Genomic DNA, 15,602 nt, shown 5'->3' with positions numbered 1-15,602 from the left:
TCCGGAAGTCGACGGTATGGGGCGGGAGTCGACTCAACCACCCCTAACCGCATCCACCCCTAACCCTCGGCGTAGGGGTGGTCACATCTTCTTGAGCGGTTCCCACCAACCCCGGTGTGTCATGTACCACTTGGCGGTTTCCGCGAGGCCGTTCTCGAACGACATCACGGGGTGGTAGCCGAGTTCCGCGGAGATTTTCGCGATGTCCACCGAGTAACGGCGGTCATGGCCCTTGCGGTCGGGCACCCGCTCGATCAGGGAGCGGTCGGCGCCGAGCAGTTCGAGCAGTCGTTCCGTGAGTTCCAGATTGGTCAGTTCGGTGCCGCCGCCGATGTTGTAGACCTCTCCCGGGCGGCCGTTCTCGGCGACCAGCGCGATACCGCGGCAGTGGTCGTCCACATGCAGCCAGTCCCGGACATTCCCGCCGTCGCCGTAGAGCGGCACCGGTCTGCCGTCCATGAGGTTAGTGACGAAGAGCGGAATGACCTTCTCGGGGTGCTGGTACGGGCCGTAGTTGTTGGAGCAGCGGGTCACACAGACGGGCAGTCCATGGGTGCGGTGGAAGGCCCGTGCCAGCAGATCGGAAGACGCCTTGGAGGCGGAATACGGCGAGTTGGGCTCGAGTGGCTGCTCTTCGCTCCAGGAGCCGCTTTCGATGGATCCGTAGACCTCGTCCGTGGAGATGTGGACGAACTTTCCGACCTCCGCGTTCGCGGCCGCGTTGAGGAGGGTGTGGGTGCCCAGGACATTGGTCCGCACGAATTCCTCGGCGCCGGATATCGAGCGGTCGACATGCGATTCCGCGGCGAAGTGGACCACCAGATCGGTGTCCCGCAGCACCTCGCCGACGAGCTCGCCGTCACAGATGTCACCGCGGACGAAGCGCAGCCGGGGACTGTCGGCGACCTCGGCCAGGTTGGCCTCGTTGCCCGCGTAGGTGAGCTTGTCGACCACCACGACCTGGGCGTCCGCCCAGGCCGCGTACGCCCCTGTCAGGGTCTGCCGGACGAAGTGGGAGCCGATGAAGCCCGCGCCGCCGGTCACAACTATGCGCACTGGAGACAACCCTTCAGCGGTTATTGGCCGCGATATCCATCAGATATTGTCCGTACTCCGTCTTGCTGAGCTCCGCACCGAGCTCATAGCAGGCGGCGGCGTCGATGAACCCCATCCGGAAGGCTATCTCCTCGAGACAGGCGATCCGCACTCCCTGGCGCTGCTCCAGAAGCTGCACATACTGGCCCGCCTGGAGCAGCGAGTCATGGGTTCCGGTGTCCAGCCAGGCGAATCCGCGGCCGAGCCCCACCAGTCTGGCCTTTCCGCGTTCCAGATAGACGCGGTTGACGTCGGTGATCTCCAGTTCGCCGCGCCCGGACGGCCGTACGTTCTTGGCGATGTCCACGACGTCGTTGTCGTAGAGATACAGACCGGTGATGGCCAGATTGGATTTGGGGGCGGCCGGCTTCTCCTCGAGGGAGATCAGCCGCCCGCGCTCATCCATTTCCCCGACGCCGTACCGTTCCGGGTCCTTGACTCCGTAGCCGAAAAGCACACAGCCGTCGACATGGCTTGCCTCATGGTGCAGCATCTTCGAAAAACCGGGCCCGTGGAAGATATTGTCTCCGAGGACCAGCGCCACCTGGTCATCGCCGATGAACTCGGCTCCGATGATGAATGCCTCGGCGATTCCATTGGCCTCGGGCTGCTCGGCGTACTCGATCGAAAGACCCAGCCGGCCGCCGTCGCCGAGAAGCGCGCGGAACAGCTCCACATGGAGCGGGGTCGAGATGATCTGGATTTCCCTGACGCCGCCGAGCATGAGGACCGACAGCGGGTAATAGATCATCGGTTTGTTGTAGACGGGAAGGATCTGCTTCGACACCGCATGTGTCAAAGGATGCAGTCGGGTACCGCTTCCTCCGGCGAGGACTATGCCCTTCATGCGGCCAGAAGCTATCAACGCGGTCAGCCCGCACTCCAGGTCTGCCGCGGCGATAGGGGGGTAATCAGGGGTGGGCATGGAACAGGGGTGGCCGCATGCGGCCACCCCTTCCGCGGGACATCGCCCTCGTCATCGCTCAGGCGATCCCCGCCATCACTCGGGCGATCCCCGTCTTCGCTCAGGCGATCCCCGTCTTCGCTCAGGCGATCCCCGTCTTCAGGCGATTTCGTCCACCTGGGCCCGGAGCGCGGTCGGCAGCTGCTGCCGGCTCCTGATATTCAGCTTGCGGTACACCCGCGTCAAATGCTGTTCCACCGTGCTGATGGTGATGAACAGGCTGGCGGCTATTTCCCGGTTCGTATAACCGTCCACCGCCAGGGCGGCGACCCGGGCCTCGGATTCGCTGAGCTTGGTGCCCAGGGACGGCGGCACCGCCGGTTTCGGGCCGAGTGGTCCGGACACCGGCCGCACCACCGGCCGTGGATCGTGGGCCTCCAGACCCGAGTCGAGGCGGATCCGGGCGCACAGCTCCTCGGCGCCGCACTCCTTGGCCATCCGCCAGGCCCGGCCCATGATGGCGTCGGCCCGCCCCAGCTCCCCGGAACCGCGCAGCGTACGACCCAGATCGTCCAGCGCCCGGGCCAGCTCCAGGCGGTCGCCGGAACACTGCAGCTCCTCGACGGCCTGGCCGAGCAGCCGGGACCGGTTCTCGATGTCGCCCGCCGCGGCCAGTAACCGCAGGGAGACGCCGCGGACCCGGGAGTCCCCGGCGCCGTTCCTGGCCAGCTGCTCGGAGACCAGGTTGGCGGCCTTCTCGCGGTCGCCGAGCTCCAGCCATGCCTCGGCGGCGTCCGAGCGCCAGGGCAGCAGCGCCGGCTGATCCAGCTCCCACAGCTGGGCGAGCCGGCCGGCCATCAGGAATTCGCCGAGCGCCGCGTTGATGCGGTTGGTGGCCAGGTAGTAGCGGCCGCGGGCGCGGGTGTAGCCCAGTCCGTAGATGCTCTTGAACAGCGCCTCCGGGACCGGGCGGCTCAGATGCCGCGCCGCCGCGTCATGCTTGCCCATCTCCGTGTACGCCAGGATCTGGCTGGCCAGGGGGCCGCCGATGAAGACGCTTCCGTCGCGGCCGGGCACGATCTCCAGGGCGGTGGTCGCGTAGGCCGCCGACTCCACGAGGTTGCCCTGCCGCAGGGCGATCTCGGCGCGGATCGAGGCGAAGATGGCCTGCCAGCCCGGCGCCCGGCGCCGCTCGGCCTCCTCCATCAGCGCGTCGCACCACGGCGCGGCCTTGTCCGGGCGGCCCGCGTACACCAGCGCGTTCACCGAGTTGACGATGGGCTCGAAGGTGGCGTCGGTGAGCGGCGACACATCGAGCACCTTCTCGGCGGCGGCGACCGGTGACTCCTCGCTCCCGCCGCGGCCGAAGAAGCCGCTGAACGCCGCGGTGATGGTCGACAGCGCGGAGGGTCTGCGGGATCTGAGCTGCGCGCGGGAGGCGCCGCCGTCCTCGCCCTGGCGCGCCGTGGCCCCGGGGGGCCGGTCCTGCGCACCGGACTCCTGGGCCCAGCGGGCGGTCAGCCGGAACTGGGACATCGAGGTGGGTCCCGCGTTGCTCATGACGGCGTTGAGCCGGCCGATGGCGCCGCGCGCCTCCTCGATCCGGCCGTGGGCGAGCAACAGCTCGATCAGCCGCCCGATATGGGAGGCGGGCAGCCGGTCGGCGCACAGCGCGGCCAGCGGCTCCTCCAGCATCCGCTCGGACGCCGAGGGGTTGAGCCGCCACATGATCCCGGCGGTGCCGATCCTGATCCCGGCCCGCAGCTCCTCGTCCGCGCAGGCCGCGTACGCCAGCTCCAGACAGGCCACCGCCAGCTTGGCGTCGTCCTCGGCGAGCGCCTGCTGCGCGGCGTCCCGGAGCAGTGGCACCGCCCAGGGCTCGTCGGCGGCCTGGGCGGCGAGCAGATGGCGGGCCACCGCGAGGGTCGCCCCGCCGCCCTGGTGCAGCAGGACGGCGGCGCGCCGGTGCATGTCCAGCCGGACCTCGGGGTCCATGTCCTCCAACACCGCGGCCTCGACATACGGGTGGCGGAAGGCGAGGCCGTCGACGAGGCCCGCCGCGTCCAGCGCCGCGACTCCGCGGCGGGTGCCGGCGGGGCCGATGCGCAGCAACCGGCCGAGGAGTTCGAGGGAGGCGGACGCCCCGAGCACCGCGATGCCCTCGGCCAGCCGGGAGACGGTGCGCCCGCTGCGGCAGACACAGGTGAGCACGGCCTGCACAAACATGTCGCCCACCACGGGCTCCACTGCGCGGCTGCGCCGTGGGGGCGCCCCCGCGGTGCGGTAATCGTCAATCACCGCGCGTAGCAACAACGGATTACCGCCGCTCACCTCATACCACGTGTAGGCCACATCGGTGGAATCCGGAAGTCCCAGACGAGTGGTGAGCAGATGTGCCGTCTCGTCCCAGGACAGCCGCTCCAGCCGCAGCCGCCGGAAATTGGGCTGGCGCAGCAGTTCGGTATTGAAAACGGCGTCTTTCTGTTCGCTGTCCGTCGCCTGCGCGAACACCATGAGGAGTTTGGCGGAGCGCGAACGGGTCGCCAGGTACAGCAGGTACTGAAGTGACGCCGTGTCGACGAGCTGGAGTTCGTCGACACAGATCACCACCGGTTCGCGGGAGGCGAGTTCATGGAGGGCGGCGCGGAACTCCCGGGCGCCCTGCACATGGGTGGGGTTCGCGCTCGCGGGGTCGCCACCTGGGGTTTCCCGGGGCGGGGCGGCGTCGAGGGCGCCGTGGTCGAGTGCCCGGCGCAGGTGGTCGGCGGTCGCCTTGGGGAGCCGGGGCGAGTCCAGAAGCTGGCGCAGCGTGCCGAGCGGAGCGCGGTCGGCCGAGGTTCCGTATGCCTTGAGGACGAGGGCTCCGGCCTTCGCCGCATGGGCCGTGACGGCTTCGAGCGTATAGGTCTTGCCACAACCGACCGCGCCCTCGACGAGCACGATGCCCGCCTCCCCGGACAGGCATCTGGAAAACGCCCGGCGAAGTCTCTCGAATTGCGCGTCGAATTGTCTGGCTCTGGCCGATGAAAACACCATTGCTCGCACCCCCGAATGCGACGCGAAGCACTGCTCACGGCAGCCCGAACGCCTCCCAGTAAGCTATACGCCCACCGGTCACGCCACCATCGCCGCACGTAAAATCATCGTTAACGAATTACCAATTCTGAGCGGACTGCCCGACGATCGACAAAAGCGATGCGAGCGGGACACCCCTACGTGGGGCAACGCACTGAGGCCGAAGTGCACCAACGCCCCGACAACCTGCGCCACCCCCGTTCACGTGGGCATTTGCTCGGAGGGGCCAGCATACACGAGACCCCCTAGCCGCACCCGGGAAAACTTCCGACATCCTTGACCCCGACACGAAGTGGTCATACGCACAGGACCCCGGGATCCGTTTCGAACATTTATTTGCCCGTTTTGATGGCCAATGCGGTTCTTATGTCTGTTGCCGCTGGTAACCGCAAGTGATTCGCCGGAAATTCTCATGCCATAAAGCGGACAGTGAGCCGGCATACCTATTCCCGTACCGATGAATTCCGAAGCCACACACCTCATCGTTGGACTATTCCAATGGCATCCTCGCACCCGCTGTCGTCGCCGCGGGCATACGGATGCCGGGGCCGGGGAGGTCTGTCCCCGGCCCCGGCATCCCCCCGTTGCCCGCCGCTATCGCTCGTGGAGGTGCAGCCCCCGCCCGCCCTTGCGGCCCAGGTGACCCGCCTCGACCAGCCGCCGGAGGTGGCGGGCCGGGGCCAGGGCCGGATCCCGGAAGGTGCCGTGCAGGGTGCGCTGGATGGCGAGCGACACATCAAGGCCGATCACATCCAGCAGCCGCAGCGGGCCCATCGGATAGCCCTGCCCGGCCGCCATCACCGTGTCGATGTCATCGGCGGTGGTCCAGCCCTCCTCGAGCATCGCCACCGCGCTGTTCAGATAGGGGAAGAGCAGGGCGTTGACGATGAAACCGGCCCGGTCCTGGCAGTCCACCGCACGCTTGCCGAGTGCCGCGGCCACCGCGTGCGCCGTGCCGAGCGCCTCCTTGGAGGTCAGCACGGTGTGCACCACCTCGACCAGCCGCATCACCGGGGCCGGGTTGAAGAAGTGCATCCCGATGACGTCCTCGGGCCGCCGCGTCGCCATCGCGCACTCGATGACGGGCAGGCTGGAGGTGGAGGTGGCGAGCACCGCGCCCGGTGCGCACACCCGGTCCAGATCGGCGAAGACGGCCCGTTTGACGTCGATGTCCTCCGCCACGGCCTCGACCACCAGATCGCAGGCGCCGAGCGCCTGGAGTTCGCGGCCCGCGGTCAGCCGGCCCATCGCCTCGGTGAGCGACTCGGGCGCCAGCTTGCCGCGCCGCACCCCGCGCTCCAGCGAGCGCTCCACGGCGGCCGTCGCCTCCTTCGCGCGTATCTCGCTCCGGGCCACCAGCACCGTCGGATAGCCGGAGCGCGCACACACCTCCGCGATCCCGACGGCCATCGTGCCCGAGCCCACCACCCCGATCCGCCGCACCGCACGGGCCGGTACGGGTTCGCCCAGGCCGTCCGTCTCCCCGCCCCGCGCCGCGCCGCCCGCCTCGTACTCGTAGAAGCCGCGGCCCGCCTTCACGCCGAGCAGACCGGCGGTCACCATATGGGCCAGGGTGGGCGCGGGCGCGTACCGCGGGTCGCCGGTGCGCTCGTACAGCGCCTCCAGGGAGTCCCGCGCGGTGTCCAGACCCATGGCGTCCAACTGGGCCAGCGGCCCCATCGGCAGTCCGCAGCCCAGGGTCATGGCGGTGTCGATGCTGTCGCGCGAGGCGTAACGCCGCTCGTACATGGCCACCGCGTTGTTGAGGTACGCCATGGTGAGCGCGCCCCCGACGAAGCCCGGCCGGTCGGCCACCCGCACCGGGATCCGGCCCAGGTCGCGGACCAGCTCCCGGACGTCGGCCAGGACCGCGTCCGCGGTGAGCGGGGTGCCCACCACCTCCACCGCCTGCTGCTCGCGGTCGGGGCCCAGCGGGAAGAGGTGCAGCCCCACCGTGCGATCGGTCCGTCCGGAGCCGACGGCGATCTCGGTCACCGGGAGCCCGGTGGTCGTGGTGGCGAACACCGTCTCCGGCGGGCAGTCGGCATGGGCGCGGGCGAGCAGCCCGCGCTTGGTCTCCAATCGTTCGGGAACCGCCTCGACCACCAGCTCGGCCCGGGCGGCGGCCGCCGGGTCGGTGGTGAACTCGACGGCGGAGTCCGGCGCGGCCACCCCCGCCCGGCCGCGCCGCAGGGCCGGTTCGTCCCGCTCCACGGCGATCACCCGCCGGCCACCGCGGACCAGGGCGTCCACGAGATGGCGGCCGGTGGTGCCGAGCCCGAACACCGCGACGGTGGGGAAGCGCTGTGCCATGCCGATGAGTCCTTTCGCTGGCTGGGACCTTGGGTTGGTCACGGACCGCGGTGGCCGTCCTGCCATGTGAGCAGCGCGGCGCCGAGCGACATCCCGCCGCCGAATCCGGCGAGCAGCAGCAACTCCCCGTCGCCGAACACGCCCTGCCGCCGTGCGTCGTCGAGCGCCAGCGGGATGGAGGCGGCGCTGGTGTTGCCGTGCTCGGCCACCGTCAGATGAGTGCGCGCCCGCGGCAGTCCGAGGTCGCCGAGCGCCTTGGCCAGCAGCACGCCATTGGCCTGATGGGGAATGAAGTGGTCCACGCTCGCGGGGTCCGTGCGGTGCGCGGCCAGCAGACGCCCGATCGCGCGCGGCAGCTCGGTCAGGACGTACTCGCTGACCGCGCGGCCCCGCATCCGGAAGAAGTGGCCCCCGTCGGCGAGGGTCTTCTCCGACGCCGGGGCGCGGCTGCCGCCCGCCGTCACCTCGATCAGCTCGTGGAGCGCGCCGTCGCTGGTGAGCAGCGATCCGCCGAGGCCGTAGCCGGGACGCACGGGCCCCAGCACCACCGCCCCGGCCCCGTCGCCGAAGAGCACGGCGGTGCGCCGGTCGGTGCGGTCGATGATGCGGGAGTAGACATCGGCGCCGATCACCAGGGCGTACGGGGCGGGGGCGCCGGACCCGGCGGACAGCAGCCCGGCCGCCGTGACCAGGGCGAAGACGAAGCCGCTGCAGACCGCGTTGAGATCGAAGGCGGCGGCGCCGGTGGCGCCGATCCGGTGCTGCACCAGACAGGCGGTGGCGGGCTGGGGGTGATCGGGGGTCGAGGTGGCCACCACGATCCAGCCGAGCTGATCGGCGCGGATTCCGGCGTCCGCGAGGGCGGCGCGGGCGGCCTCCACGGCCAGATCGGAGGTGGCCTCGTGGTCGGCGGCGTAACGGCGGCGGTGGATCCCGGTCTTCGCCGAGATCCAGTCCGGGGTCACTCCCGCGCGCTCGGCCACCAGTTCGTTGGACACGGTCTCGGCGGGCAGATACGAGCCGGTGCCGAGAATCCCGATGGGCCGCCCGCCGGATGTCCCGGCCGGCTGCCCGGTCATCTGGATCTCCCGGCCCGCGCGGCCACCGCCGCCGTCACCGGTGCCATCGCTGTCGTCGCTGTTCGCGGGGTGCGGCGGTGCTCGAGAAGAAGCATTGGGTGGTTCCCTCCGGATCCATGCCGGGCTTCGACGCTACGGACCGGGCACGGCACGGATAACCCCTAACCCGTCACCCCCCCTAGGCCCCCTACCGAATGAACCCGGTCCGCCGTATGACCCGGCGCATGACGGGCACCCGTCGCAGGTGGTACCGGATACATGCAGGCCGAAGACGCACCGGCCCAGGGAGCGGTCCCCATGGAGTGGTTCACCTCATCCGACTACTGGCTGAGCCGGCTGGTCTTCCAACGGGGGCTGGCCGCCGTCTATCTGATCGCCTTTCTGGTGGCGGCCCGGCAGGGGCGGGCGCTGCTCGGCGAGCGGGGGCTGACGCCGGTGCCGCGCTTCCTGGACCGGGTGCCGTTCCGCCGCGCGCCCAGCCTGTTCCATCTGCACTACTCCGACCGGTTCTTCGTCCGCTGCGCCTGGCTGGGTGCCGCGCTCTCGGCCGCGCTGCTGGTGGGTGCGGCGGACCGGGCGCCGCTGGCGGTGGCGATGGTGGCGTGGCTGGCCCTGTGGCTGCTGTATCTGTCGATCGTCAACGTGGGGCAGGTGTGGTACGGCTTCGGCTGGGAGTCCCTGCTGCTGGAGTCGGGGTTCCTCGCCGTGTTCCTGGGCAATGAGCGCACCGCGCCGCCCGTGCTCATCCTGTGGCTGACGCGCTGGCTGCTGTTCCGGGTGGAGTTCGGCGCGGGGCTGATCAAGATCCGCGGGGACCGCTGCTGGCGGGACCTGACCTGCCTGTACTACCACCATGAGACCCAGCCGATGCCGGGGCCGCTCAGCTGGTACTTCCACCATCTGCCGAAGCCGCTGCACCGGGTGGAGGTGGCGGCCAACCATGTGGCGCAGCTGATCGTGCCCGTCGTGCTGTTCACCCCGCAGCCGGTCGCGAGCGTGGCCGCGGGGATCGTCGTGGTCACCCAGCTGTGGCTGGTGGCCTCCGGGAACTTCTCCTGGCTCAACTGGCTGACGATCCTGCTGGCGTTCTCGGCGGTCGACGGCCGCCGGGCCGCCGAGGTGCTGGGGCTGCCCGGACCGCCGGACCTCGCCGCTCCCCCGGTCTGGTACGAGGTGGTGGTGCTGGCCGCCACCGCCCTGGTGCTGGTGCTCAGCTACTGGCCGGCCCGCAATCTGCTGTCGGGCCGTCAGCTGATGAACTTCTCGTTCAATCCGGTGCACCTGGTCAACACCTACGGGGCGTTCGGCAGCGTCAACCGCAGTCGGCAGGAGGTGGTGATCCAGGGCACCGACGACGCGGTCCTCACCCCGGACACGGTCTGGCAGGACTACGAGTTCCGGGGCAAGCCGGGCGATGTGCGCCGGTTGCCGCGCCAGTACGCCCCGTACCACCTGCGGCTGGACTGGATGATGTGGTTCGCGGGGCTCTCACCGGGCTACGCCGGGTCCTGGTTCACCCCGCTGATCGGCAAGCTGCTGGTCAACGACCGGGCGACGGTGAAGCTGCTGCGTGCCAATCCGTTCCCGGGGACGCCGCCCACCCATCTGCGCGCACGGCTGTATCTCTACCGCTTCACCACCCGGGCGGAGCGGCGGGCCACCGGGGCCTGGTGGCACCGCACCCTGCTGAGCGAGTTCCTGCCGCCGGTCAGGCTGGAGGATCGCGGCTCGTCAGGGGCGTGATACCGGGCGGGCCGGGGTCCCGGCGGCCGTGTGGTCCGGGCTCAGGCGGCGGCGCCCTTCGCGTTCGGGGTCTCGGCGCCCGGCGGGGGGTTGCGCAGCACGGCGTACCCGACGCCGACGCCCAGCGCGATCGGCCATTCCAGGACTCCGGCGAGGCCCATCGCACCGAGGCCGAGGTAGAGCGGCAGCCCGCCCTTGGCGGGCAGGACCCGCCGTGCGGTCCTGATCGGCATCGTGGCGACGTTCGCCGTGGCCATGGCGGCACGGGGGACGGTGAAGGTGACCGTGCGGTCGCCCTTCTTCCCCGAAGTCGCGCCCGTCTTCCGGGTGTCGGTCGTCTTGGATGTGGTCGCTGCGCTCACGCCTTCCTCCTACCGGACGTCCTTTTGATTACTTTATGACGGAATTAGGTAAGCATAGGCCGATTTAAGGATCCCGGCATATCAGGACCGAGGGGAGAGCAGCCCTTGCTGCCCATCACTACGCTCACGGGCCTCGTCTCCGCACCGTCCCGCGGAATGAACGGTCTGCGGATGCGGCTCGCGGACATCACCGACGTCCTGCGGGACACCGGCGACCGGCGCACCGGGCGGAGGGTGTGGGCGCGGGCGGGCCGGGCTCATGTGGAGGTACGCGGGCTGACGGGCCACGGCGAGGGCCATGAGCGGCTGGTCCAGGAGCTGGAGGGCGCGCTGCGACGGCTGGCGGGCGTCAACTGGGCCGGGGTGAACGCGGCGCTGGGCCAGGTCCTGGTCGACTTCGACGAGGACCGGCTCGGTCCCGACGACGTGCTGGAGGTGGTCGAGCGCGTCGAGGAGGCCCATGGGACGGACGCGGACACCTTCCCGGCGGGCCGTCCGCAACCGCCGTTCGCCTCCGCTCCGGCGACGCTGGCCGCGGCCGCGCTCGCCGCCGACTGCCTGGGGCTGATGACGGCCACGATCCGGCGGGTGGCGATGCGGCCCGCCCTCTCCCCCGCGCTGCGGATCCCGACCGTGCTGGCGGAGCTCCAGCCGCGGGTGCGCGGTCTGCTGGAGTCCCGGCTGGGCCGTGCCCAGGCCGACACCCTGATCGGCGTGTCGAACGCCGTGGTGCACGCCCTGACCAGGGGTGAGGCCCCGCTCGCCCTGGACGCGCTGCAGCGTGTGCTGCAACTCGCCGAGATCCGCGGCCGGCAGGTCGTATGGCAGCGCCGGGAGCCCGAGTTGGTGGCGGACGGCGAAGGGCTGCCGGCGCACTCGCACCCGCCCACCCGCCGGCCCAGGCCGTTGCCTTCCGGGCCGGTGGAGACCTGTGTCGACCGCACCTCGCTGGCCTCGCTGTCCGGTGTGGGCGGGCTGCTGGCGTGGACCCGCGACCTCGAGCAGTCCGCCAAGGCGCTGCTGGCCACGGTGCCGAAGGCGGCCGCCATGGGACGGGAGGCGTTCGCCGCCCGGCTGGGCGATGTGCTGGCACGCGACGGCGTGGTGCCCATGGACGGCACCGCGCTGCGGCTGCTGGACCGCGTGTCGGCGGTGCTGATCGACGCGCGGGTGCTGTGTACCGGACGGCCGCGGCTGCTGGCGGTCACCACCGTGGGCGACCTGGGGGAGGCCGAGGCGTGGAGCGCCGCGCAGTCCGTCCTGGACCGCCGCACGCTGCGGGAGCTGTCCGGTGAGGGGCCCTGGACGCGCGGCCCGTGGCGGCTGGAGCGGCCCCCCGGGCTCCCCGCGGCGCTCCCGGCGAGCGCGCCGGCCCTGACCGCGGATCTGCACGGCGAGGACGGCCGGCGGCAGGCCCGGATCCGGATCGGCTGCGAACTCGACCCGCTGGCCGACGCCCTGGTGGCGGCGGCCCGCTCCGGTGCGCGGCGCCTGGTGCTCACCAGCCACGCCAGCACGGACGAGATCGCGCCATGGGCCGATGAGCTGCTTCCCCTCGGCGCGTCGCTCCCCGACACGGTGCGCCGGCTGCAGATCGAGGACCACGGCGTGCTGGTGATCAGCGGCGAGGACGACGAGGCGCTGGGCGCGGCGGATCTCGGCGTGGCCATCACGGCGCGCGGTGCGGGCCGGGTGTGCTGGTCGGCCGATCTGCTCTGCGGCCCCGGGCTGCTCCACGCCTGGCGTGTCCTGCGGGCCCTGGAGGACGCGCGTTCGGTCAGCCGGCGGTCGGCCCGGCTGTCGATGGGCGGATCCGCGCTCGGCGCGCTCATCGCCGCGGCGGGCACCCGGCCCGCGGTGGCCGGGCTCGCCACCTCCCCGGTGTACAGCGCGGCGTTCCTCGCCATGCTCGGCGGGATCGGCGCGGCGCGCCGGGTGGAGCGCCGCCCGGCCCCGGCGCCCCGCGTCCGCGGCAACTGGCACGCCCTGGGGGCGCGGGAGACCCTGAGCGTGCTGAGCGCGTTCCGGGAGAACGGGACGGAGCTGCCCGACGGCTCGGGCGCGTCGCGCGGCGCGGGCCCCGGGGCCCCGGGCGCGGCGCGGACCTCCGGGGCGCTGTGGGCCGCCGGGACGGTCGTACGGGCCGGGGCGCCCGGTGCCGCGGCGTCCGCCTCCGCCCGGTTCGCGGCCCTGACCCGGAACACCGTCTCGCTGGTGCACGCGGTGCGCGAGGAGCTGCACGATCCGCTCACCCCGGTGCTGGCGCTCGGCGCGGCGGCCTCCGCGGCGGTGGGATCCGGGGTGGACTCCTTCCTCGTCGTCAGCGTGATGGCGGGCAACGCGGTGATCAGCGGCGCACAGCGGCTCCGGGCCGAGCGCTCGCTGCGCGGACTGCTGCTGAGCGAGCGGATGAACGGCCGGCTGGTCGACTGGGCGCCCGCGATGTCCCTGGCGGACGGGGTGACGGCGGACCGTGAGGTGTTCTTCGCGGGGCTGACCACCGCCCCGGTGCACACGGTGGCCGCCGAGGAGCTCCGGGTCGGGGACATCGTCGCACTGCGGCCCTCGGACGTCGTACCGGCCGATGCCCGGCTGCTGGTGAGCGACCGGCTGGAGCTGGACGAGGCCGGGCTGACCGGCGAGTCGGGGCCGGTCGCCAAGGACCCGGCCGCCACGCCGGGCGCCGACCTGGCGGACCGGTCCTGCATGCTCTACCAGGGCTGCACGGTGCTCGCCGGAACCGGATACGCCGTGGTCGTGGCCGCCGGGGCGCAGACCGAGGCCGGGCGCGCCGCCGAACTGGCCGGGCGCGCCACCGCGCCCATCGGGATCGAGGGCCGGCTGGCCGCGCTCACCAAGGTCGCGCTGCCCGCCACCGGCCTGGGCGGCGCCGCCGTCACCCTGCTGGGGCTGCTGCACGGGGTGCCGGTCCGCGAGGCGCTGTCCACCGGAGTGGCCATCGCGGTGGCCGCCGTGCCCGAGGGGCTGCCGCTGGTGGCCACCGTGGCGCAGTCCGCCGCGGCGCGCCGGCTCTCGCACCGCGGGGTGCTGACGCGCTCGGCGCGGGTGCTGGAGGCCCTGGGCCGGGTGGACGTCGTCTGCTTCGACAAGACCGGCACGCTGACCGAGGGCCGGCTGGCCGTGGCCCGGGTCGCCGGGTACGACCAGGAGCTGCCGGCCCGCGGTGCGCTGGGCAAGCGGCTGCTGCGCACGGCGGCCCGGGCGTGTCCCGAGCCGGACGGCGGGCGGGCCCTGGCCCACGCCACCGACCAGGCCGTCATCGACGCCGCGGCGGCGCACTGCGACGGCGACGGCACCTGGCGTCCGGTGTCCGAGCTGCCCTTCGAGGCCAGCCGGGGATTCTCGGCGTGTCTGGGCACGTGGTCCGGGCGCCCGCACCTGGCCGTCAAGGGCGCGCCCGAGATCGTGCTCGCCCGGTGCGCCTACGCCCTGAGCCCGGGGGCGGCGGACGACACCGTGCCGCTGACCCCGGAGCGGCGGCGCGCCACCGAGCGCCTGCTGTACTCGCTGGCCTCGGACGGGCTACGGGTGCTTGCGGTGGCCGAGACCCGGCCCGCCGCGTCCGACACGCCGACGGCGGAGGTGGCCGAGATCGCCCGGGACCTCACCCTGCTGGGCTTCATCGCCATCGCCGACACCACCCGGCCGGGCGCGGCCGAGACCGTCAAGCGGCTGACGGACGCCGGGGTACGCGTCACCATGGTCACCGGCGACCATCCGACCACGGCGGTCGCCATCGCCCGGGAGCTGGGCATCCCGGACGCCGAGCCGGTGCTCACCGGGGCGGAGCTGGACACCCTGCCCGAGGGCGAGCGGGTCGAGCGGATCGCCCGTACCACCGTCTTCGCCCGGGTCTCCCCCGAGCACAAGGTCCGCATCGTCCAGGCGCTGCGGCAGGCCGGGCAGGTGGTGGCCATGACCGGGGACGGGGTGAACGACGCGGCCGCCATCCGCCTCGCGGACATCGGCATCGGGCTGTCCGCCCACGGCTCGGCCTCGGCCCGCGCGGCGGCGGACCTGGTGCTCACCGACTCGGACCCGACCCGGATCCTCGACGCGCTGCGGGAGGGCAGGGCGCTGTGGCGCAGTGTGCGCGACGCGGTGGCGATCCTGGTCGGCGGGAACGCGGGCGAGGTCGCCTTCACCCTCCTGGGCGCGGCGGTGGCCGGGCGGGCGCCGCTGGGCACCCGTCAGCTGCTGCTGGTGAATCTGCTGACCGACATGCTGCCCGCGCTCGCGGTGGCCCTGGCCCGGGCCCGGGAGCACAAGTCCGGTGAGGACCCGCTGGTCGGCGGCCCGTCGTCCGCGCTGTTCGGCTCGGATCTGGGCCGTATCCTCGCGGTGCGCGGCAGTGCCACAGCGCTGGGCGCCGCGGCGGCCTGGCAGTGCGGGCGGATGACCGGGCGGCCCCGGCGGGCGAGCACCATGGGGCTCGCGGCGCTGGTCGGCACCCAGCTGGGCCAGACGTATCTGACCGACTGGCACAGCCCCCTGGTGCTGATCACCAGTGTCGCCTCCGCGGCCACGCTGTTCGCCATCGTGGAGACGCCGGTGGTCAGCCACTTCTTCGGCTGTACGCCGCTGGGCCCGATGGCCTGGTCGATCGTCGGTGGCTGCTCGGCCGCCGCCACCGTGGGGGCGGCCGTGGCGCCGCGGCTGCTGTTCCCCCGGCGGGTGCCGCTCGCGGTCTGAGGATGGAGCCCGGGAAGGGGATATCCCGGGCGTTTCTCACCCAGAACTTTCCGTCCGTTAACCGGACGCTTACCCGGTGTGCGCCGCCCGCTTTCCGGCCCGGGTCAGGCTATGGAACCGGAAGCGGATGCCTCGCTTCCACTCGTGTTCCATCCAGTGAGGTACTCATGGCCGACATTCTCACGACCGTCCTGGTCAAGCTGGCCCAGATCGCGCTGGAGGCGTTGGTCGCCCAGCTCGCGAAGACGCTTCTGACCGCCGCCTTCAGGCCGTCCGCCGCCCCCGCCGCGGCCTGACCCGGCCGACCCGCCGGCCGTT

Annotated in this window: 9 protein-coding genes; 3 read left to right on the top strand and 6 right to left on the bottom strand. The window is 72.0% G+C overall.

Annotated elements, in window-relative coordinates:
* Positions 1 to 81 precede the first annotated feature (81 nt).
* The 5 genes from rfbB to NP777_RS09785 all read right to left on the bottom strand — a co-directional run bounded on the left by rfbB (position 82) and on the right by NP777_RS09785 (position 8,466).
* Positions 82 to 1,056, bottom strand: coding sequence for a dTDP-glucose 4,6-dehydratase (rfbB, locus tag NP777_RS09805; protein ID WP_256649703.1), 975 nt, complete (start codon positions 1,054 to 1,056; stop codon positions 82 to 84).
* Between the two features lie 13 nt (positions 1,057 to 1,069).
* Positions 1,070 to 1,942, bottom strand: a complete 873-nt coding sequence (gene rfbA, locus NP777_RS09800) for a glucose-1-phosphate thymidylyltransferase RfbA (protein ID WP_256649859.1) — start codon at positions 1,940 to 1,942, stop codon at positions 1,070 to 1,072.
* 216 nt (positions 1,943 to 2,158) lie between these two features.
* Positions 2,159 to 5,035 carry a helix-turn-helix transcriptional regulator gene (locus tag NP777_RS09795; protein ID WP_256649702.1) on the bottom strand — a complete coding sequence of 959 codons (2,877 nt, stop codon included), beginning with the start codon at positions 5,033 to 5,035 and terminating at the stop codon, positions 2,159 to 2,161.
* A 633-nt stretch (positions 5,036 to 5,668) separates the two neighbouring features.
* Entirely contained in the window at positions 5,669 to 7,387 is a 1,719-nt protein-coding gene (locus NP777_RS09790) for a 3-hydroxyacyl-CoA dehydrogenase family protein (RefSeq protein ID WP_256649701.1), read from the bottom strand.
* A 38-nt stretch (positions 7,388 to 7,425) separates the two neighbouring features.
* Entirely contained in the window at positions 7,426 to 8,466 is a 1,041-nt protein-coding gene (locus NP777_RS09785; protein WP_256649700.1) for a 3-oxoacyl-ACP synthase III family protein, read from the bottom strand.
* Between the two features lie 297 nt (positions 8,467 to 8,763).
* Between NP777_RS09785 and NP777_RS09780 the strand changes: the two genes are divergently transcribed.
* Complete coding sequence (locus NP777_RS09780; protein ID WP_256649858.1) at positions 8,764 to 10,209, top strand: lipase maturation factor family protein; 1,446 nt, start codon at positions 8,764 to 8,766, stop codon at positions 10,207 to 10,209.
* Between the two features lie 41 nt (positions 10,210 to 10,250).
* Here NP777_RS09780 and NP777_RS09775 read toward each other — a convergent pair whose 3' ends face one another.
* Positions 10,251 to 10,571 carry a hypothetical protein gene (locus tag NP777_RS09775; RefSeq protein WP_256649699.1) on the bottom strand — a complete coding sequence of 107 codons (321 nt, stop codon included), beginning with the start codon at positions 10,569 to 10,571 and terminating at the stop codon, positions 10,251 to 10,253.
* Between the two features lie 105 nt (positions 10,572 to 10,676).
* On the opposite strand from NP777_RS09775, the gene NP777_RS09770 reads away from it, so the two are divergent.
* Together NP777_RS09770 and NP777_RS09765 are read left to right on the top strand one after the other, a co-directional pair.
* Positions 10,677 to 15,284: a cation-translocating P-type ATPase gene (locus NP777_RS09770; protein ID WP_256649698.1), complete on the top strand. Its 4,608-nt coding sequence runs from the start codon at positions 10,677 to 10,679 to the stop codon at positions 15,282 to 15,284.
* Between the two features lie 167 nt (positions 15,285 to 15,451).
* Complete coding sequence (locus NP777_RS09765; RefSeq protein WP_256649697.1) at positions 15,452 to 15,580, top strand: hypothetical protein; 129 nt, start codon at positions 15,452 to 15,454, stop codon at positions 15,578 to 15,580.
* Positions 15,581 to 15,602 lie beyond the last annotated feature (22 nt).

Origin of the sequence: Streptomyces rugosispiralis (assembly GCF_024505145.1) — a bacterium.
Taxonomy (GTDB): Bacteria; Actinomycetota; Actinomycetes; order Streptomycetales; family Streptomycetaceae; genus Streptomyces; species Streptomyces rugosispiralis.
The sequence above is the reverse complement of the archived record's forward strand: the minus strand, read 5'-3'. Positions and strand labels throughout refer to the sequence as shown.

Bases quoted from the DNA above. Each gene is read 5' to 3' on its own strand.
- rfbA (WP_256649859.1), bottom strand. From the start codon at position 1,942: ATGAAGGGCATAGTCCTCGCCGGAGGAAGCGGTACCCGACTGCATCCT.
- NP777_RS09795 (WP_256649702.1), bottom strand. From the start codon at position 5,035: ATGGTGTTTTCATCGGCCAGAGCCAGACAATTCGACGCGCAATTCGAG.
- NP777_RS09790 (WP_256649701.1), bottom strand. From the start codon at position 7,387: ATGGCACAGCGCTTCCCCACCGTCGCGGTGTTCGGGCTCGGCACCACC.
- NP777_RS09785 (WP_256649700.1), bottom strand. From the start codon at position 8,466: ATGACCGGGCAGCCGGCCGGGACATCCGGCGGGCGGCCCATCGGGATT.
- NP777_RS09780 (WP_256649858.1), top strand. From the start codon at position 8,764: ATGGAGTGGTTCACCTCATCCGACTACTGGCTGAGCCGGCTGGTCTTC.
- NP777_RS09765 (WP_256649697.1), top strand. From the start codon at position 15,452: ATGGCCGACATTCTCACGACCGTCCTGGTCAAGCTGGCCCAGATCGCG.